Below are 19,038 nucleotides of genomic sequence, written 5' to 3'. Positions count from 1 at the left end.
CCTTAAACCTTGGAGATCGTCAGGGCGGCGTTCATGCCGCTGACATTCTCTTCGAGCTGAGCGATCTGCGTGTTCAGCTCCGAGATCTTGCTGTTGAACTGCGTGGTGGAAGCACCATTGCTCGCCATCTGCAGGCTGGCCTCCTGGTAGTTGTCGCGCTTCTTGCGCAGCGACTCCAGCGACGCCTGCATCAGCCCGCGGTTGTCCTCCAGGCGCTTGCGCTCGCTCTCCAGATTGGCGAGCGAGGTCTTGCCGGACTTGTATTCGGCGGTCGTCCGTTCCAGACGGGAGCGCGAGTCGGCCAGCACTTGGTTGGAGCTGTTGACCAGCGCCTTCAGCCGCGTGTTGTCCGCGTCGACGTCGCGGGTCATCGCCTCGACCATGCGCACGCGGTTGTTGCCGGATTCCTGGGCCTTGGCGGTGATGTAGCCATCCACGCCGCCGGCGATGCCGCCGGCCACGCCGCCGATCAATGCGCCCTTGGCGATGTTGCGGGAGTCGCCGGTCAGGGCGCCGGCCAGCGCTCCCACCAGGATGCCGGCCAACGCGCCCGCGGCGGCGCCGCCGGCCACCGTCTCGTTGAAGACCTGCGAATCCTTGCAGAGCTGCATCTCGGCGGCCGAGAGCTGGGCCGTGCTGCTGGAGCATTGGCCGGAGGCGGTGCTGTTGCCCGTCGTCGCGCACGCCGACAGCAGCAGCGATCCCGCCAGCCCGACCGCGATCGCCCGGCCGGCCCGGCCGGTGGTTAAGTGAGGCCGCGAAGCGGTGTGCGATGCCATGATGTGGTCCCCCTTTTTTGGCGTCGTTTCGGTCGTCTTGGTCATGGCGCCGGAATTTCCCCCAGCGTGTTGGGTCGGTCGAGCTTCCCGTCGGCGCGCAGGCGGGCCGCGTGCCGGATGCAAAGGTCGATGAAGCCGTTGAGCGCCGCGAGGTCGCGCGCCTCGAACTCGCGCTTGAGCCCCTCGGCCTGGGCCAGCATCAGGCTCTCCGGATACTCGGCGTTCAGCTGCGTGAGCGTGTCGATGTAGTAGCCGAGGTTGAAGTCGAGCGCCGCGCGGTCGGCCTCCAGGGCCCGGCGGATGCCGTCCTTGAGCTGCTGGTTGGCGGTCGACAGCGCCTCCATCTGGCGTTCCTTGGTGGCGATGATGCGCTTGTCGTCGGCCAGCTTGCGGGCGAGATACGCGCCGACGCGGATCTCGCTGCGGGCGGCGCGGGCGCGCTGCTCGTTGCTGGTCTGGATGCTGGACTTGATGACGGTGGACAGGTTCCCGATGCGCTGCTTGAGGGCCGGGTCCTCGACCGCGGCGCGGAGCACCTCGACCTCCTTGACCGGGTCGTCCTGCGGCCCGGCGATGGCCGCCGCCGCGGCCTTCGGCAGATCCTCCCACGCCTTGCGCACCGTGCCGATGCGCTGGGTGGTGGGCAGGCTCGGGGCGGCGAGGGCGAGGCGGAACCCGGTCGAGGGGGAGCGGCGTTCGCCGCGCTTGTCGACCGGGACGAATTCCTCCCGCGCGGCGCTGCGGATGTCGGCCAGCGGGGTGCGGAAGTCGCCGCCCTTCACCGTCTGGCCGCCGGCCTGCCCGTGCAGCCGCGACAACTTGTTCAGGCGGAAGGGGTCGAGCACGAACTCACCGGCGTTGCCCAGCATGTCGTACAGGCCGAGCGGATTCGGCTTCAGCAGGCCGACGGCGTTCAGCTCGTTGTTGGCGGACTCGCTGCCCTGGAACCAGACGTAGCGCGCCGGCCCTTCCGGCATCGGGAAGGCGGGCTGCACGAAGACGCCGTCCGACACCGCGATGCCGCCACGCGCGGCGAACTCCCACTCCGCCTCGGTGGGCAGGCGGACGAAGCCGGACGCGCCCTCCTCGGCCGGCAGGCGGTCGGTCGCGTTCTTGACCAGCCACGTGGCGTAGGCGCCCGCGAAGGCCACGGCCTCCGCCCAGGTCACCTGCACCTTGGGCAGGCGGGCTTCCTCGCCCGGCTCGGCGCAGGCGCCCGACAGAGCGTCGAACTGCTGGCGCGTCACCTCGTACTTGCCGAGATAGAAGAAGCGCAGGTTCCGCGCCTTGGAGTCGGTGAAGCCGCCGGCCACATAGTCGCGCCGGCTGTTTTCGGAATAGGCGAACTTCGCCTCGCCGCCGCCCAGCTCGACGCGCCGGTCGTCCAGAACGCCCTCGGCCGGCACAGCCACCTTGCGGAAGGTCATGGCGCCGCCGCAGGGCATGGGAAGGACCAGATCCTCCTTGTCCGGCTGCGGGTTGTAGAGGGCTTCCGCCCAGTCCGGCTTGGCCGGCTCGGCGGCGAGGGCAGGAGCGGAAGCGGCGGCAAGCAGCGCCGCCAGCACGGGCAGGATCGATGTGCGGTCAGACACTGCGCAGTTCCTCGCTGGTTTCGATGCGGCGGCAGGCGAGCCCGATGGCCGCCGCCGGCAGGAGCGACAAGGCGAGCGTCAGCGCCGCTGCCGCCAGCAGGTCCGGCGCGCCGAGCCGGCAGGCCGCCTCGCCCGACGCGATGCTCTCCTGGAAATGCCCGTTGATGGTCGCCGCCGCCCCGGCGAAGGCCGCCGCGGCGGCAAGGCTGCCGATCAGCGCCAGGATGGCGGCCTGCGCCACGGGGAAGGCGACCAGCCAGCCGCTGCCGTAGCCGGTGAGGTTGAGGATCGCCAGATCGCGCCGCTTGCGGCGCAGGTTGCCCCACTGGCTGGCGGTCACCGCCACCACGTAGCCGGCCACCGACAAGGTCGCGATGATCAGCAGGATGGCGCGCAGGTTGCGGTCCAGCGTCAGGGTGGAGGCGATCTCGGCGTGGCGGGTGGCAACGGCGATGCCGTTGGCCTGGAAGTCGGCCGCAAGCGCCTGCACGTCGCGGATCGAGCGGGCGTAGAGCCGGAACAGCGGGTAGTCGGCGGCCGGTCCGGCCGGGTCGCCCGCCGTGGCGCCGAGCGCCGGCACCGCCTTCCCGTCGCGGAAATCCTGCACCGCCTGCACCAGCGGCAGGGCGGCGAAGGCGCTCATCCCGCCGTCGCGCTGCGCGGGCAGCACGGCCACGACGCGCAGGGGGAAGGCCAGCGGTTCGGCCTTGCCGCCGCGCGTGCGCTCGGCGTAGGCGGTCACCATGGCGCCCGGCGTCACGCCCAGCCGGCCGGCGGCGCGGGAGCTGAGGATCACGCCGTCCATGGCCGCCGCCGCGGCGTGCGGCCCGGTCACCGGGTCGCCGGGGGCGGTGGGCAGCAGCGTGACGCGCGCCTCGCCCCGTCCATCGGATTGGCCGTCGGACTGGTTCCCCGCTGCCTCGTCGCGCAGCAGGTCGATCTGGCCGGCGATCTGCCGGGTGGCGGGCATGACGAAATCCACTTCGGGACGCGCCGCCATGGCGGCGAACCACGCGTGGTCGAAGCGGTGGCCGCCGGTCACTTCCGGCACGACGAGGCGCATGGCCGGGTCGCGGTTCAGCCGGTCGATCAGCGTGCCGATGGCCCCCTGCTGCAAGCCCGCCAGCACCAGCAACGGCGTCAGCACGGCGGCGATGGCGATCACCTGGCACAGCGCGATGGGCCATTCGACCCGCAGGTCGGCCAGCGCGAGGCGGAAGAGCTGGGTGACGCGCGCCATCATGCCGCCGCCTCGGCCAGTGCGGAGTCGTGGCGAACCACGCTCGCTCCGGCGCCGGTCCGGCATTCCACCACGGTGAGGCCCGTCCGCTCGGCGAGGCGGTGGTCGTGGGTGACCACCACCAGCGCCGCCTTCTGGAAGCGGGCGACGGCGCTCAGCAGCTTCATGGTTCCCTCGGCCAGCGACGGGTCGAGCGACGCGGTCGGCTCGTCGGCCAGGATGACCGCCGGCTGGTGCGCCAGGGCGCGGGCGATGGCGACGCGCTGCCGCTGCCCAATGGAGATCTGCCGGGGGAGCCGGCGCCCCAGCTCGGCCACCCCCAGCGTCTCCATCAGCGTCACCGCCGGGCCGGGGCAGGGCAGGCCGAGCGCCCGGCGCGTCAGCAGCACGTTCTCGCGCACGGAAAGGAACGGCACCAGCCCGCCCGTCTGCAGAACATACCCCATGTGGGCGGCGCGCAGCGCGGTCAGCCGGTCGCGCGCCCCGCGACGCCACAACGCCATCACGTCGACCGGTTCGGCCAGCGTCCCGGCCAGCGTCCCGGCCTGGGGCATGCGCAGCGTGAAGCGCCCGGCCCGCATGGGGGCGACGATCAGTGACAGCAGGTCGAGGGTCGTGCTCTTGCCGCAGCCGCTCGGGCCGACCAGAGCGATCTGGTCACCGGGGCACAGGGTGAAGCGCTCCACCGCCAGCCGGAACCGGTCGCTTCCGGCGGCGCGTTCGTGAACGCAGTCCTGGAGATCGACGAGCGGTCTGGTCATGTCGTCAGGGCAGGCTGTCGAGCGGCACGGGATAGACCGCGTCGCCGGCCGACGCCTTGTCGTGCAGCGTCACCCAGCGGTCCACGTCGTCGTGGAAGCGCTGGTACAGCGCCACCTTCGACTTCACGTCGTCGATGATCGCCTGCTGCTCCCCCACCCCCATGCGGGCCCAGCCATCCGGGTCGATCGACATGATGCGGCTCTGATAGGGCAGGCCCTCCAGATACTCGCCCATCAGGCCGGTCTCCTCCAGGTTGCGCGCCTTCCCCTGGGCGATGCGGTTGGGGTCGCGGCCCATGGCGGCGGCGGCGCTGCGCAGCTGGTTGAAGAAGTCGCCGGGGTCGATCTGCCCGCGCTCGCCGGCCTCCACCACCTTGCGCAGCGTGGCCTGGAGGTCGCTGATCTGGTTCTTGGTCAGCAGGACGCGAACGCTGAAGGACGCGATGTCCGGCTTGCGGAAGTCACGGTCGGACGCCCACGCCTCGAACATGGCCGGCGCCTTGGTTCCCTGCACCTCGCCGAGGTAGGCCAGACGCATCGCCTTGCCCACGTCCTCCGCCGCCTTCGCCATGCGGTCGTCCGCCGGGGTGGCGGGCTGCGCGTCGGGCTTGGCTGCCGCCTGGGCGGTCTTCACCTGATTGACCAGCAGCTCGGACAGGCGCTGCACCTGGCTGCGGAAGGCCTCGGCGTCGCCGGCCTCCACCGGGAAATAGAGGGAGCCGACGTTGGGGAAGTTGCTCAGCCGCTCATATTGGGAACGGGCGGTCTGATGGTCGTTGCGCCCCTCGGCGGTCTGAAGGTGCAGCACGTAGATGGCGATGCGGTTCTCCAGCGCGAGCTGGCGGATCTGCGCCGTGGACAGACCGGTGCTGGCCAGCGGCGACGTGCCTTCGCGCGAGCTGGCGTCGGTGAACCAGATGACGTAGCGGCCGCCGAACGGCTTCCAGTCGATCTTGCGGATCGCCTGCTCCAGCCCGGCGTAGCCGTCCTCGGCGAAGGCGCGGGTGGATGCGGCGGAGGCCGACACGCCCTTGATCGAGTCGAAGAAGGCGGACTTGGTCGCCGTGCCGTTGGGGTCGGCGAAGGTGCGGGTCAGATACTCGACCCCCTTGGACTTCTGCGGGTCGTCGCGATAGCCGATCATGCCGAAGCGGACGCGGTCGTTCAGCTTGGCGGCCTCGACCTGCTGGAAAACCTGCTCGATGGCCGTGCGCGCCCGATCGATGTAGGGCTGCATGGAGGAGGTGGCGTCGACCAGGAACACCACGCCGGAACGGAAGTCGGCCAGCTCCGCTTCGGGATTGCCGCGGCGGGAGGGGGTGGGGGCCAGCGGCTCCGCCTTCTCCTTGGTCACGGAGGCGACGCGCACCGTGCGCACCCGGAAGCCGGATTTCAGCACCGTCGAATTCGCCTCGAGGATCGGCAGCAGGTAGAACTGCTTCTGAAGATCGATGAAGGTCTCCGGCTCGGCCGAAATGATCGGGCTGTCGGCCGGCACCGCGCCGGACGCCACTTGCTGGCGCGCGGCCTCGGCATCGACCAGCAGCCGGTCGGAGTTCAGCAGGTCGACGAGGCCCTTGCGGTCCTTGAAGAACAGGACCCGCTCGCGGTTGGCCGGGTTGGTGAAGGCCATCACCAGCGTGTGGCGCCAGGGGATGGTGTCGGCGGCCTCCACCCAGCCGGCGGTCTTGCCCTCGCTGTCCGCGCCCACCTCCAGGAAACTCTTCCCGCCCTGCTCCTTGCGGTCGTAGACGAAGAAGACGGACATCGGCGGCACGGTCTTGCCGGTGCCGCCGGGGGAGGCGGCCAGCACCGCGCCCGGCCGGGTCAGCACCCGCTGGTGCAGCGCGGTCTTGCCCTCGATCAGCAGCGGCGTGCGCTTGCCGGTGGCCTGCGCCAGCGCGGGCGCGGCCGTGCCGGCCAGCAGGGCGACGCCGAGGGCGGCGGCCGTGAAGGCACGGATGGATGCGGCACGGATGGGTGCGGCGGTCATTTCGGCAGTGCCTCCTTGGCCTGTGCGTGCCCTTGGTCGGCCGCCTTGCGCAGCCATGCGAGGCCGGCGTCCGGCCCCTGCGGGTCGTCGGTCTTGCCGCTCATCAGCAGCCGGCCGTAGCGGAACTGCGCCTCGGCATTGCCGGCCTCGGCGGCGCGGCGGTACCACTCGGCGGCCTGGGTCGGGTTGGCCGCAGGCAGCGGGCTGGTGTCGGCGGAGTGGGTGGCGGGGTCGTACATCGTGCCCAGCGCGATCGCCGCCTCGGCGCTGCCGCGCTCGGCGGCGTGGCGGAACAGCAGGAAGGCGCCGTCCAGCGCCTTGGCCTGCCGGAACCGCTCCCCGGCCGCGTAGGCGTCGCCGGCCGGCGTGCCCTGCTGCACCAGCTTGCGCGCCTCCTCGACAGTCGTCGGAGGCAAGGCGGGCGGCAGGGTGGGCTTGGCCGCCTCGGCGACCGGCGCCGGTTCGGACTCCCCGTTCTGCATGAGGAACCAGCCGCCGCCGGCGAGCGCGGCCAACAGCAGCACGCCCGCGGCGATGGCGCCCCAGGGGGGTGCCTTGCCGGTGCCGGCGGACTCGGTGGGGCGCGGCCCCGTCTCGATGTCGATCGGAATCTGGGGAGCCTGGGGCTCCTGCGGTTCCGCCGGGCCGGCCGGCGCTTCGCCGCCCGTCTCCTTCGGCCATTCCGGCCCCTGCGGCGGCGTCCACACGGGCGGGGTGGACTTGCCGCGGATGGCCTTCCACACCAGCCGTTCCTCCACCACCGCCCCTCCGGCGCCGCGCACCCGCATCACATAGGGGATGTTCGGGCGCAGATGGGCGGTGACGCCGTGGTCGAGGTCGAAGGACAGCCTGCCCTCGGCGCGCGTGACGGTTTCCGGCGGAAACCAGAAGACGGCGCTCTTCCACGGATCGTCCGGCGTGCGCGGATCGAGGTGCTTGGCCTTGTCCACCCCGCCCATCTGGTGCAGCAGTGCGATCTCGACCGGGTCGGGGAAGCGGTCGGGCGGGCCGATCACCTCGATCAGGGCTCGGCCGCCGGGGTAGGTGGAGGGTTGGGTCGCGCGCGCGGGCATGGCTGGACGGTCCGTCAGGCGGTGATGGGGGTGGGCTGCGCGATCGCGATGGTCGCGAGGATCTCGCCGAGCGCGCGGTTGTGGGCTTCGCCGATCTCACGGCCTCCGGCGAAGCTCACATTGTCGAGACCGAGCTGGCGGAAGGCGACGCCCCAGTCGATGAAGCGGTCGCGCTCCATCGGCAGGCGCCGGCCGTCCAGCGGCGGCAGGCCGGCGGGCACCGGCGGCGGGGTGAAGATGGCGCGCGCGCGGGGCTGCGGCGCCTCGGGAAAGCCCGGGCGGGCGGCCTCGTCCAGCCCGGCGAATCCCAGGCCGGCGACGTAGTCGTTGAGCCGCATCATGGCGATGCCGACGGCGCGGTCCACCACGTCGTCCCAGCGGGTGTGGGCGGCCTGCACCTGGGCGCGCACACCCTCAGCGATGGCGTCGCCCAGCCCGCGGCGGTGGGCGCCGACGATCACCTCCTGCACGAGATCGTCCAGTGCGGCGGCCGGCAGGCCGAGCCGCGCCAGCAGGCCGGCATCCTGCGACAGGGCGCGCAGATGCTCGGTCCAATGGTTCATCACCTGCTCGGCGAAGACCGCGGGACGGTCGGCGGCCGGCCGGCGGGCTGGCGGCGGCGCTTCCGCCGGGGCGACGGCCGGCGCGCCCCAGGGATCGTCGTCGGGCACCGGCGGCGGGGCCTCGGCCGGAGCCGGGGCGAAGCGGTCGAGCTTCAGCGCCGCCGCGTTCAGGAAGATCTCGCGCGCCGTGGCCTCGCGGACCTGCAGGCGCTCCAGCAAATGGCCGAACAGCGTGTAGTCCGTCGGCTTCATCGCCTGGTTGAGGCGGACGCGGGTGGCGTTCAGCGCCTGCTCGCGCTCCCGGCGCGAGGCGTCGTCGTCGGCGTGGTGGAAGCGCTTGAGGCTCGCCTCGAGGTGCGCCGCCTCCTCCTGCAGCCGCTGGCGGATCTGCGCCTCCTTCAGCGCCGGGTCGAGCACCGCGTTCAGCCGCTCCACGAGGAAGGTGACGCCGCCGTCGTTGGGCATGAAGGCGGCGTCCCACACGGTGCCGCGGTCCGCGACGTGACGGGCGCACAGCGGGGAGTTCTCGAAGGCGGCGCGGTATTCCGCGATCATGTCGGCCTGGGCGGCGGACGGCCCGGCTTCGACCAGCCGCTGCTGGTCGGTGTAGTCCATGAGATGGAGCTGCTTCATGCCGGGATTGCGCAGGAACAGCGTGTTGGCGAAGGGCTTGCCGTCCCAGTTCTCCGGCCAGCCGTCCTTGCCATACAGCTCCAGGAAGGAGGCGCCGAGGCGGCGGTCCCACTTGCCGCGGCGGGACTCGGCGGTTTCGCCGCCCTTCTCCACGAACTCCAGATCGAACTTGGTGAGCATCAGGAACAGCGCGGTGCGCGCCCGGGCGCGCGCTTCCGGCGTGGCGCCGTGGGTCACCTCGATCCAGCCGCGCACCATCGGGGCGAGGTCCTTCACCTCCGCCGTGCTGGGCGGCATGCACAGCAGCATGGCGGTCAGCTCGCGCTCCTCGGTGAAGCGCTGGAACAGGTAGGCGATCTTGCCGCGCAGCAGCAGTTCGCGGACCTGCGCGGTCCGCTCCCCGTCCTCCGAGGGCAGGCAGGGAAGCTTGAGGCGCGAACGCGCGCCGGGAAAGTCCAGAAGGTCAGTGTGCTGGAAGAAGGGCCAGGGCGTGTCGGCCATGACGATCTTCAGTTCGGCCACCAGCGCCGTCAGCGTGGCGCGGGGCAGCGGCACCGGGGCGCCCGCCGCGCTGCCGGTCAGCGGCCGGACGCTGACGAGGTCGCGCGCGTCCTCCGGCGTGCCGAGCGCGCGCTTCAGCACTTCGACGTCGATGATGCTGGTCTCGCGCGGCACCAGGGCGGTCAGGGCGGCGCGCGCGTCCGGCGCGTGGGAGAGCCGTTCGAGCGCGCCGGCCAACGTCAGGAACAGGTCGGTGAAGGCGCCGAGATTGCCCCAGAGCATGGCGAACAGCCGCGCCCGCCCGGCCAGGGTCAGGCGGGCGGCGTGGCGGATCACCCCTTCCCAGTAATCGGTGTTGTCCAACGCGCGGATGCGCGCCGCGAAGTTGCGCTGGAAATATTCGCCGAGGTCGTACAGCGCGATCTCGTCGAGATGCGCCGCCGGGGTTCCCGTCGCCTCCGCCTCGGCGGTCGCCAGCACCTGCCGGATCTCCGCCTCGTCCGGCAGCTTCACCGTCATGTTGTTGGGGTCGAAGTCGGACAGGAAGCTGTTGGCGAGGATCTTCACCAGATCCGTCTCGCTGAGCAGCCGCAGTTCCACCGGGTGCTCCGGGTCCACCGGGCCGTCGCGGTGGACCGTGAAGCGGGTGACGAGGCCGGTCGATTCACGGTCGCCGGGCGGGTTGATCTCGGTCAGGAAATCCTTCCTCTCGCGGCCGAAGTCCGCGGTCAGCGAGGAGGACCGGCTGCGCGCCAGCGCCGACACCAGATAGGACTTGCCGGCCTGGCTGGGGCCGAAGACGCCCACGCAGTTGCGCCGTCCGGCCGCGCCGATCAGCTTGCGCGCCAGATTCTCCGACCGGCGCGTCGCCGTGCGCAGCCCGTGCGCCTCGTTGGCGACGCTGACCGCGGAGGCGCGCACCTCCTCGACCCAGCGGCGGGCCTGCCCGCTGCCCTCGGCGACGCGGCGCGCGGCGCCGACCAGATCCTTCGCAAACTCACTCACGTCGTCGCCTCACGTCACTTGTCGAGGAGGATGCCGGTGTCCAGCCAATAGCCCTGCTGGTCGTCGATGGATTGCAGCCGCAGCCGCAGCTTGTTCTTCGGCACGGTGCGGCCCAGCGCGTCGATGATCGAGGCCGGCTCGAAGCTGTCCACCACCTGCTTCTTCACGTCCCGCGCCCGGCGGCGCAGCGTGACGTTCAGCGGGGTGCGGGCGTTCAGCTCGGCCGCGACCTCGTTGTTGGCGTAGTCCAGGCTGTACATCCGCGTCGCCGGCCACCAGTCCACCGGGAACTGCCGGAAGCCCAGCGGCATCGGCCCGCGGAACTGGAACGGCGCGTCGGGCAGGTCGTAGTCCTCGGCGTCCAGCCGCATGTCGCGGTAATAGACGTCGGCCTCCAGCAGGCGGTTGTTGCGGTCCAGCTTGCCGAAGAACTGCGCGGTCGAGCCCAGCCGCAGCGCGTCGGACCGGAAGTTGAAGTTCTGGAGCTGCCCTTCGCCCAGCAGGCAGATCATGGCGCCGACCGACGCCGTGGTCTTCGGGTCGCCGATGGTCGCGTTCTGGCCGCGGAACGGGTACCACTGGCCGACGCGGAAGCGATGCAGCGGCACGACGCGGTGCGGCGGCAGGGCGCCGGCCTCGACCAGTATGTCGCGCACCGCCGGCAACCGCGACGGCCGCCCGGCCAGCAGCAGGACGTCGGCGCGGTAGCGCCACACCACCTCGCTCAAGGCCCGCAGCATTTCCTGGAAGACCGAGCGGACGACCCGGTCGGTCTCCGCGTCGTCCACCAGGAAAATCACCTGCTGGAGGTCGAAGCCGCGCGCGCCTTGGCGCGCCGCCTCCTGGTTGATGTAGGCGACCACGGCGTCGTTGGGCTTGCTGTCGGCGGTGAAGAAGCTGGCGAAGGGCCGCAGCTCCGCGTCCCTGGGCGCGGTGAGGTCGTACGTCTCGTAATGCGCCAGCATCCCCAGCGCGATGGGCGCCGCGACCTGCGCCGCGAACTGCTGGCGGCGCAGCTGGTCGGAAACGTGCATCTCGCCGTGATCGGCGCCGAGCAGGCGGTCCAGAACGGACTCGGCGCGCTCGTCGCCCAGGCCGGCGTCGGCGAGCGCCTGCCGGATCGGCTTCAGCACCAGCTCGCGCACCACCTGGAACAGCGCATCGTCGCCGGCGAGGTTGAAGCCCTCGCGGAATTCCTGCTTGGGGAACAGCGTGACGTTGGCGCCCTGGCCCTCGGCGCGGAAGCTGGTGATGACCAGATCCGTGGTGCCGCCGCCGACGTCCAGCGTCGCCACGCGCAGCGAGTCCCGCGTCTGCGGATCGGTGGCGTTGCCGGGGTGGCGCATCACGTCGAAGAAGGCGCGCGCGTCGCCGGAGTATTGCAGAGCCACCTGACCGTACAGATAGACCGCCTGGGTGGCGCTGGCCTCGTCCCATTTCAGGATGACCTCGGGCAGGCGCATGTCGGGCTTCGGCACCGGCTTCTGCGCGCCGTTCTCGTCGAAGTCGATGTCGGCGAGGCCCAGCGACAGGTAGGCGAGGTCGCGCGCGGCCTCGGCTTGCTGCTGGAGGATCTGCCGCTCGGCCAGGGTCATGGCGGTCGGCATGGTCATGATGATGCGGCGCAGCCGGCGCGGCAGGTCGGCGTTGCGCCGCCGCAGCCGGTGGGACGGCGAATTCATCATGCACAGCGCCTGGAGGAACACCTCGGCCAGCACGAAGGACATCAGGTTGCGCCGTGAATAAAGCGCGCGGATGGACGGGAGAAGGCGCATGTCCGCCCCCTCCATCGCCATGTCGATGCCGTGGATCGCCTCGCCGTAGTCGTTGATCAGCGTGGTGAAGGCCACGCCGGTCGCCACGGGCGCCTGCTCCCCGTGCACGTCGGCGGCGTTGAAGCGCCAGCTGTCCTCGCGCGCGTCCTCGTCCCACAGATAGCGTTTCGGCCCGGACAGGCCGGTCGAGCCCTCGCTGCCGCGCCGCAGGCTGGCGAGGCGGGTCGCCTCCGGTCCGACGCGGACCACCGTCGGCCAGGAGAAGGCGTCCGGCCGGCCGCTGCGCAGCGACAGATGCTCGCGTCCGAAGGAGGCGCGGCTGAACTCCAGCCGGCTCTCGAACGGGTCGCTGTAGACGTATTCGGGGCAGCTAAGGTCGCGCAGCTGCAGCTTCACCGCCTTGGTGATGTCGGCGCCGAGCTGGTCCGGCTCCGTCTCGATCAGCAGGCCGCAGGTGCGCGAATTGCCGAGGTCGATGACCATGTCCACGTCCACCGGAGCCGGGCGCGGCTCGGTCGAGCGGTCCACCACCTTCAGCTTCGGCAGGATGTCCAGCGCGTGCAGAAGGTCGATGAAGGCCTTGTAGCGCGCGATGTGCTCGTGCGGGCCTTCCATGCGCTCCAGCAGCTCTTCCGAGGACAGCGGCTGGACGTGGCGCGATCCGGCGCGGCGGCGCTCGTCGCGCTCGACCATCTCCTTGAAGGCTTCCAGGCACCAGTCCTTGAACCACGGCTCCCGCAGGAACCAGTCCAGCGGGTCGCGGCGCGACGGCAGCGAGAAGCTGCGGCCGTTGCGGGCGTCCTCGGGGGACGGGGCGAGGTAGGCCTCCTCCTCGAAGAAGTCGGCCAGGTTGGTGTCCAGCGCCAGCACGAGGCGGTAGGCGTTGCCGTCGGCGTCCGGCTCGTCCAGCGCCACCAGGCAGCCGCGCGCCCAGTTGGTGGGGCCGCGGAAATAGCCGCCGCCCATCTCCTCGCGGAACAGCGGGATCGGCATCCAGTTGCGGTCCATCATCTGGACCACCTGCTGCACGTTGATCGAGTAGCGCTCCTGCCGATTGGTCTCCTCGTCGCCGCGGCGGACCAGGACCGGCATCGTGTCGTCATTCAGTGCCGCCGTCCGCTCCTCGAAGAAACCCCAGTCGCGCGGCACCGGAGCGTCCTTCGGCAGCGAGAAGCCAAAGTCCAGGAATTGGATTCCGCTTCCCGGAATCACGGAGACGAGGTTCGGAAACTTGGTCAACTCGTTCAACGGCATGCGCAGACCTCGAAAACCCGGCGTGAGCCTTTTGCCGGTAGATTAGACGGAAGACGCGGGCGCGCACAACGCGAGTGATCGCCGTATCGGACACGCGGAGCGGAAACCTAGCGCAGACGCTCGACCGGAACGCTGTAGCGGCTGTCGTCCCTGTTGACGCCGAAGCATTGGGTGCGCCCGGCATCGTCACGGCGGCAGGTGGTGCGCGAACGGTCGATGGTGCTGCCGTCCGGGCAGGTGGGGTCACCCAGTTCCGTCACTTCGAGTCCCGTGGCGCCGATCACCGCCTGAGCCTTGGCCCGGCATTCGGCGCCGTCGGCGCGGCGGACCACGACCTCGCCCTTGCCCTGTTGATCGAAGCGGTAGAACTGCTGGAGCGGCGTCTTGTCCTTCTGGTCCACCAGCCCGGTGCCGCTGCGCCACCAGCCTTCCAGGAAGGCGACGCTGCCGGTTCGCTCCGACTCGGGCGGGATGGCGAGGGCGGGCGGCTCGGCGCCGGCGGCCGGCGGCCGCGGCGGGACTTCCGGAACCGGGACCGGCATGGGAGCGGGGGCTTCCGGTACCGGCGGCGTCGGGGGCGTCATTGTCGGTGGAGGCGCCGCCGACGGCTCGGGCGCTCCGGGATTCGGCACCGCCGGAACCGGTGCCACCGGAGCCGGTGTCGCGGGCGTTCCGGCCGCTGGACCCGACGGGATGGGCACGGCCGGGGTGAGCGTCGGCGCCGGCACCGGCACCAGCGGGACCGCCGGCACGCCCGCCTCGGGGCGGGCCGGCTCGGCCTTGGTGTCGGGCACCCCGACGTCCGGCGGCGTCACCGCCGGGGTGGCGGGGCGCTCGATCCCCGGAACCTGGAGACCGGGCAGCGACAGGCCGAAGGGCCACCAGCCGCGCCACAGCGACAGCAGCAGACCAAGCAGCAACAGGAGCGCGAGCAGGCCGAGCACCCACCACGCCCACCACGGCCAGCGAGCGCCCGCCACCGGCGGCGTCACCACCGAGGCCGGCGGGGGAACCGACACCGGAGCCGCGGCCGGCATGGCCGGAGCGACGGTCAGCGCGTCGAACCCGGCGCCCTCGCCGTGGCGGAAGCCCCAGAAACTGACCATCGGCTGGCCATCCACGAAGTACAGATGCTCGTCGTCCGGCACCAGCAGGGCGTTTTCCAGCAGGCTGGCGAAGGCCGCGGCTTCGCGCGACGAACCGGGCTGGCCGCGCAGGTCCGTCAGGTAGCCCTGGAACGCCCCGCGCATCTCGTGCAGTTCCATGGCGGCGGCCACCTGCTCGCCTTGCGGCAAATCGCGCCAGCGCCGCGCGGTTCCCGGCACGTCGGACAGCCAGCGGATGGCGCGCCCCTGCGGGTCGCGGTCCGGCCGCGCGAAATAGTTGGCGTAGCGCGCACCCAGCTTCTGGCGCACCGCCGCCTTGAGCTGGGTGTGGCTCAGATAGACCGGTTGCCCGAAGGCGCCCAGCGGCTGGAAGCGGTCGACCGAGTCGGCGACGAGGAGGGGACCGGTGCGCATGGAGGTCTGCATTGGTTCAGGGACCGCATTGACGGATGTCGGGCTGGCGTGTGGCCTGCTGCATCTTCTGCAGCATGTCGGCGCCCGAATTGGGCGACAGCACCTTGCCGCCGGTGGCTTTGGCGATGCACTGGACGGTCGCGCGTCCGCTTTGGTCGGAGAGGTCGATCACGTTGATGGTCACGCGCGGCTTGCGCGCCTTGATGGCGCGGGCGGCCGCGCAGGGATCGCCATGGCACGTGTCGTCGCCGTCGCTGACCACGATGATGGTCGCTTCGGCGTCGCTGGACACGATGTTGCCGGCGCGCTCCAGGCTGCGGGCGAGCGGCGTGCCGCCGGTCGGGGTCAGCCGCTGCACCTCACGCACCAGGGCGTCGCGCTCCGGGGCGGAGTAGAACTTGTCGCGCCGCACGTCGGTGCAGGTGGTGAACTCGACGAGGGCGACCTCGACCGGCTTCGGCAGGCCCCGCACCATGTGCTCGATGGAGCGCCGCGCCATATCCATCCGGGTCTGCGGGCCGAGATGGCGCTCGTCCATGCTTTTCGAACCGTCGACGATCAACACGACCTCCGGCTCGTCGCCGGGGGCGAAGGTGGGATTGCAGCTCTTCGGCTTCGGCTGCGGCTTCGTCTCGGCGGGCGGCGCCTGCACGGACTGCGCCTTCGGCTTCGGCGGGGGCGGCGCGGATGGTGCGACGTCGGGCGACGTCGGTCCGGGCGCGGGTGCGGCGGGAGGAGGCGACAGCTCCGCCCGTGGCGGCAGGGCCGGCGGGACCGGTTCAGGCGGCTGGACCGCCGGCGGGACCAATGGCGGGATCGGTCCGCACTGCGCCAGTTCCTCCGCACGGGAGCGGTTCAGTTCGGCCAGTCTGGCGCGCAGGGCCTGCTCCTCGCTCTCCAGGGTGGCGAGGGCGTCGCTGTTGCCAACGGGTGCGGCCGGCACGGCTCCGGGGATCTCGACCGCCACCGGAGGCAGCGGCTCGCACGCCCGCAGCAGCAGGAACAGCAGCAACAGCGCCAGCAGCAGCGGCAGCAGCCATGTCAGCCAGCCCCGGAGCGTCCGCCGGGCCGGGGCGCCCGCGGTGGCGCCAAGCGCCCCGACTTCGGCGGCCGGCAAGACCGTTGAAGCCGCCGCGTCGACGGACCGTGGCCTTGCGGACTCCGTGCCGGATTCCGGGATGGAGGATGGCGCGCCTGCGCCGCCCGGCCTCGGCGCTCCCTCGGCCTCGTGCCCCCATTGGGTCAGCACGGGCTGACCGCCGACCTCGTAGAGATGGGCGCGCGACGGGCCGGGGGTGGCCAGAGCCTGTTCCAGAACCCGGCCCATCCGCTCGTCGGGCTGGCCCTCGGCCTTCAGCTTGGCGGCGAGCTGGGCGATGTCCGATTCGATCTGCCGGGCCTGCGCGGCCAGCCGCTCCGCGTCCTCGGCCGGCAGGGCGGTCAGCGGACGGACGGTCCCGGCCAGCGGCGCGTGCCAGTCGATCCGGCCGCCGTCCGGGCTGAGCAGCGGGCGGGCGAAGTAGCGGGCGTGCCGCGGCCCCAGCCGGTTGCCGAGGATGGTCGCCAGCTGCCGGTGCATGGACACCGCCGGTTCCCCCGGAAGCCCCAGCCGGCGGGTGCCGGATGAGCCCGTGCTGGTGATCCGTGTCCCGGCGGAGTCGGGCGCCGGGGCCGTGGGGGAGTCCGGCCGCCCGGACGGTGCTCCCGTAAACTCCGCAGCGGACGGGGTGGCGGGGGTGGGGCCGGACGGCGCGGTCGCGTCGCGCAGCCCCGCCGCTCCTTCGGCCTCGTGCCCCCACAGGGTCAGCACCGGCTGGCCGCCGACCTCGTAGAGATGGGGAAGCGGCTGGCCGGGGGTGACCAGCGCCAGTTCCAGCATGCGGCCCACCAGCTCGGCGGACTGGCCCTCGCCCTTCAGCTTGGCGGCGAGCTGGGTGATGTCCGATTCGATCTGCCGGGCCTGCGCGGCCAGCCGCTCCGCATCCTCGGCCGGCAGGGCGGTCAGCGGACGGGCGGTCCCGGCCAGCGGCGCGTACCAGTCGATCCGGCCGCCGCTGGGGTTGAGCGCCGGGCGGGCAAAATAGCGGGCGTGCCGCGGTCCCAGCCGGTTGCCGAGGATGGTTGCCAGCTGCCGATGCATGGACACCGCGAGTTGTCCATGCAGGCCCAACCGGCGGGTGCCGGAAGAGTCCGTGGTGGTGATCCGTGTATCGGCCATGGCCGTCAACCGCGCATTCTGGGTGAGGCTGTTGTTCTGGAGCGCGAAGTATAGGTCTGCATTTCGCGCGTTACAAACGAACCTTTGCCTTGCTAATCAATCAAAGCGTTTGATAAGAATCGTGGGGGGTGTGCGGAGGGACGAGGTCATGTCGGAGAGTGTCGCGGGTCGGGAGGCCGGCTCCGGAATACCCGCCAGGCGCTTGTGGCTCGCAACCACCTTGATTTTGCTCGTCCTCGTTCTGTTGCTCGCGGCTTACCTGCTGCTCCGCAAGCCGGCGGAGGTGGCGGTGCCCGCCCCCGTCGTCGCGGCACCCACGCCGGACCCGGCGTTCGCGGCGCGCGCGCGCCAGTTGGAGGAACTCAACCGCTCCCTGGAGGCCGAGATCGCCCGGCTGGGCCGCGAGCCTTCGCCGTTGGCCTGCCCTCCGGGAACCGTTCGGCGCGCCGGAACGCCGGCTCCGCAGGCGCCGGCCATCGCCGGGGCCGAGGTTCCGCCCCCACCTCCAACCTCGCCTCCAACCCCGCCGTCCGGCGGCGAGGCGGCGAAGCTGGCGGCGCCGGAGCTGCTTGGCCTGCTGGAGCGTGCGACCGTTCTGGTGGTGGCGGAGGACAGCATCGCCACCGGCTTCTTCATCGACGAGACGCGGCTGGTCACCAACCGTCACGCGGTGGAGAGCGCCAAGGACGGACGGGTCTTCGTCGCCAGCCGCAGCCTGGGGCAGGTTCGGCAGGGCACGGTGATCGGCGCCTCCTCCCAAGGGCCGGTGGGGGCCACCGACTTCGCTCTGGTCCGTCTGGACGACGGGGCGGCGGCCGGGGTGCTGCCGTTGACCTCCAGCTTCGGGAAGCTGGCCGGGGTCACCGCCGCCGGCTATCCCGGCCTGACCGTGCTGAACGACGAGGGGTTCCGCCGGCTGATCGGCGGCGACCCGCGGGCCGCTCCCGATCTGAACGTCACGCAGGGCGCCGTCCAGGCGATCCAGCAGCTTCCCAGCGGCGGCACGGCCATCGTGCACACCGCCTCCATCCTTCAAGGCAATTCGGGGGGGCCGCTGGTGGACGCCTGCGGTCGGGTGATCGGGATGAACACCTTCATCGCGGTGGACAAGCAGCAGTCCGGTCGGATCAGCTTCGCGCAGCCGACCGACGATCTGCTCGCCTTCCTGAAGCGGCACGGCGCCACGCCATCGGTGGATTCGCGCGCCTGCCCATGACCGGAAACCGCGGCGCGCGGCCTATTTCCGCGTCTTCGTCCGACGCCGTGAGGCGAGAATCTCTTCGACGGTGACCGGGCGGAAATCCCACACATCCACGCCCGTGTCGAACTGCCGGGGCATGCCCTTCAGCTGGCCGTGGCTGTGGCCGTGCAGGTTCAGGGCGCCCTTGTACATGCCGTTCCAGGTGCGGAAGGCGTAATGGCACAGGACCAGCCGCCGCTCGCCCAGCAGAAGCTCCGCGTAGGGCTGGACGCTCGCCCAGCCGGGCAGGGCCAGGGTGGCGGGACCGTCGTTGTTGCCGGTGATCAGGTGTTTGGTGCCGTGCAGACGCTCCAGAAGCGCCGCCATGGCGTCCGGCTTGCGGTGCAGGGCGAAGTCGCCGAGGTGCCAGACCGCGTCGTCCGGGCCGACCGTGGCGTTCCAGTTGGCCGCCATGGCCTCGTCCATCTCCGCGACCGAGGCGAAGGGGCGGCGGAAGCGGCTGAGCGCGCCGGCGTGGCCGAAATGCGTGTCGCTGGTGAAGAAGACCGCCATCGGTGGTCCTCAACGCACCGGCGGCGCGGAGGGTTCCCCGCGCCGCCGGTATCCGCCGTGCGTCAATCGTGCTTGTGCCCGTCCGCCGACGGATCGAGCAGCCGGTGCAGATGCACGATGAAATAGCGGGTGTGGGCGTCGTCGATGGTCATCCCGGTGGCGCCGCGCCACGCCTTGTACGCCTCGTCGTAGTTGGGGAAGATGCCGACGATGTGGACCTTCGTCGGATCGACGAACTGATCGGAATCGGGACGGACGAGTTCACCGCCGAAGACGAGGTGGAGAAGCTGTTTGTCGGGCATGACGCGGGCATCCTTGCTTGGATGGGGTTGGGACGGAGTTGGCCGGATTTTTGAGTACGTCATATCCGTCGTCCGC

13 protein-coding genes are annotated in these 19,038 nt (G+C 71.4%); 1 reads left to right on the top strand and 12 read right to left on the bottom strand.

Annotation, left to right across the window (positions count from 1 at the left end; genetic code table 11):
* Nucleotides 1–2 precede the first annotated feature (2 nt).
* From JJL56_RS06225 to JJL56_RS06180, 10 genes are all read right to left on the bottom strand, one after another.
* Nucleotides 3–824: a hypothetical protein gene (locus JJL56_RS06225; protein ID WP_200484590.1), complete on the bottom strand. Its 822-nt coding sequence runs from the start codon at nt 822–824 to the stop codon at nt 3–5.
* Complete coding sequence (locus JJL56_RS06220; protein ID WP_200484588.1) at nt 821–2,371, bottom strand: SUMF1/EgtB/PvdO family nonheme iron enzyme; 1,551 nt, start codon at nt 2,369–2,371, stop codon at nt 821–823. Before JJL56_RS06220 ends, JJL56_RS06225 begins: the two co-directional genes overlap by 4 nt.
* A complete protein-coding gene (locus JJL56_RS06215; protein ID WP_200484585.1) occupies nt 2,364–3,614 on the bottom strand; it encodes an FtsX-like permease family protein in 1,251 nt (416 codons plus the stop codon). The genes JJL56_RS06220 and JJL56_RS06215 overlap by 8 nt, the downstream gene beginning before the upstream one ends.
* On the bottom strand, nt 3,611–4,372 hold the full coding sequence (locus JJL56_RS06210) for an ABC transporter ATP-binding protein (protein ID WP_200484583.1): 762 nt from the start codon (nt 4,370–4,372) through the stop codon (nt 3,611–3,613). Before JJL56_RS06210 ends, JJL56_RS06215 begins: the two co-directional genes overlap by 4 nt.
* A gap of 4 nt (nt 4,373–4,376) precedes the next feature.
* On the bottom strand, nt 4,377–6,365 hold the full coding sequence (locus JJL56_RS06205; RefSeq protein WP_200484581.1) for a vWA domain-containing protein: 1,989 nt from the start codon (nt 6,363–6,365) through the stop codon (nt 4,377–4,379).
* Nucleotides 6,362–7,438, bottom strand: a complete 1,077-nt coding sequence (locus JJL56_RS06200) for a tetratricopeptide repeat protein (RefSeq protein ID WP_200484580.1) — start codon at nt 7,436–7,438, stop codon at nt 6,362–6,364. Before JJL56_RS06200 ends, JJL56_RS06205 begins: the two co-directional genes overlap by 4 nt.
* A gap of 14 nt (nt 7,439–7,452) precedes the next feature.
* Nucleotides 7,453–10,140, bottom strand: coding sequence for a virulence factor SrfC family protein (locus JJL56_RS06195; protein WP_200484578.1), 2,688 nt, complete (start codon nt 10,138–10,140; stop codon nt 7,453–7,455).
* A gap of 14 nt (nt 10,141–10,154) precedes the next feature.
* Nucleotides 10,155–13,169 carry a virulence factor SrfB gene (locus JJL56_RS06190; RefSeq protein ID WP_200484576.1) on the bottom strand — a complete coding sequence of 1,005 codons (3,015 nt, stop codon included), beginning with the start codon at nt 13,167–13,169 and terminating at the stop codon, nt 10,155–10,157.
* A 107-nt stretch (nt 13,170–13,276) separates the two neighbouring features.
* Complete coding sequence (locus tag JJL56_RS06185) at nt 13,277–14,689, bottom strand: SrfA family protein (protein WP_200484574.1); 1,413 nt, start codon at nt 14,687–14,689, stop codon at nt 13,277–13,279.
* A 16-nt stretch (nt 14,690–14,705) separates the two neighbouring features.
* A complete protein-coding gene (locus JJL56_RS06180; protein ID WP_200484573.1) occupies nt 14,706–16,907 on the bottom strand; it encodes a VWA domain-containing protein in 2,202 nt (733 codons plus the stop codon).
* A gap of 220 nt (nt 16,908–17,127) precedes the next feature.
* Between JJL56_RS06180 and JJL56_RS06175 the strand changes: the two genes are divergently transcribed.
* Nucleotides 17,128–18,123 (top strand): S1 family peptidase, encoded by a 996-nt coding sequence (locus JJL56_RS06175; protein ID WP_145622770.1) that lies wholly within the window; start codon nt 17,128–17,130, stop codon nt 18,121–18,123.
* 21 nt (nt 18,124–18,144) lie between these two features.
* Here the strand turns inward: JJL56_RS06175 and JJL56_RS06170 are convergent, their stop codons facing one another.
* Nucleotides 18,145–18,660 carry a metallophosphoesterase family protein gene (locus tag JJL56_RS06170; protein ID WP_200484571.1) on the bottom strand — a complete coding sequence of 172 codons (516 nt, stop codon included), beginning with the start codon at nt 18,658–18,660 and terminating at the stop codon, nt 18,145–18,147.
* A 62-nt stretch (nt 18,661–18,722) separates the two neighbouring features.
* Entirely contained in the window at nt 18,723–18,962 is a 240-nt protein-coding gene (locus tag JJL56_RS06165; RefSeq protein WP_035675610.1) for a DUF4170 domain-containing protein, read from the bottom strand.
* Nucleotides 18,963–19,038 lie beyond the last annotated feature (76 nt).

It is taken from the genome of Azospirillum aestuarii, from assembly GCF_016632405.1.
GTDB lineage: Bacteria > Pseudomonadota > Alphaproteobacteria > Azospirillales > Azospirillaceae > Azospirillum > Azospirillum aestuarii.
Note: the sequence above shows the minus strand (reverse complement) of the source record. Positions and strands in the feature narration are given on the sequence as shown.

Excerpts from the sequence above, each read along its gene's own strand:
- JJL56_RS06225 (WP_200484590.1), bottom strand. The coding sequence starts at position 824 with ATGACCAAGACGACCGAAACGACGCCAAAAAAGGGGGACCACATCATG.
- JJL56_RS06215 (WP_200484585.1), bottom strand. The coding sequence starts at position 3,614 with ATGATGGCGCGCGTCACCCAGCTCTTCCGCCTCGCGCTGGCCGACCTG.
- JJL56_RS06210 (WP_200484583.1), bottom strand. The coding sequence starts at position 4,372 with ATGACCAGACCGCTCGTCGATCTCCAGGACTGCGTTCACGAACGCGCC.
- JJL56_RS06205 (WP_200484581.1), bottom strand. The coding sequence starts at position 6,365 with ATGACCGCCGCACCCATCCGTGCCGCATCCATCCGTGCCTTCACGGCC.
- JJL56_RS06200 (WP_200484580.1), bottom strand. The coding sequence starts at position 7,438 with ATGCCCGCGCGCGCGACCCAACCCTCCACCTACCCCGGCGGCCGAGCC.
- JJL56_RS06190 (WP_200484576.1), bottom strand. The coding sequence starts at position 13,169 with ATGCCGTTGAACGAGTTGACCAAGTTTCCGAACCTCGTCTCCGTGATT.
- JJL56_RS06185 (WP_200484574.1), bottom strand. The coding sequence starts at position 14,689 with ATGCGCACCGGTCCCCTCCTCGTCGCCGACTCGGTCGACCGCTTCCAG.
- JJL56_RS06180 (WP_200484573.1), bottom strand. The coding sequence starts at position 16,907 with ATGGCCGATACACGGATCACCACCACGGACTCTTCCGGCACCCGCCGG.
- JJL56_RS06170 (WP_200484571.1), bottom strand. The coding sequence starts at position 18,660 with ATGGCGGTCTTCTTCACCAGCGACACGCATTTCGGCCACGCCGGCGCG.
- JJL56_RS06165 (WP_035675610.1), bottom strand. The coding sequence starts at position 18,962 with ATGCCCGACAAACAGCTTCTCCACCTCGTCTTCGGCGGTGAACTCGTC.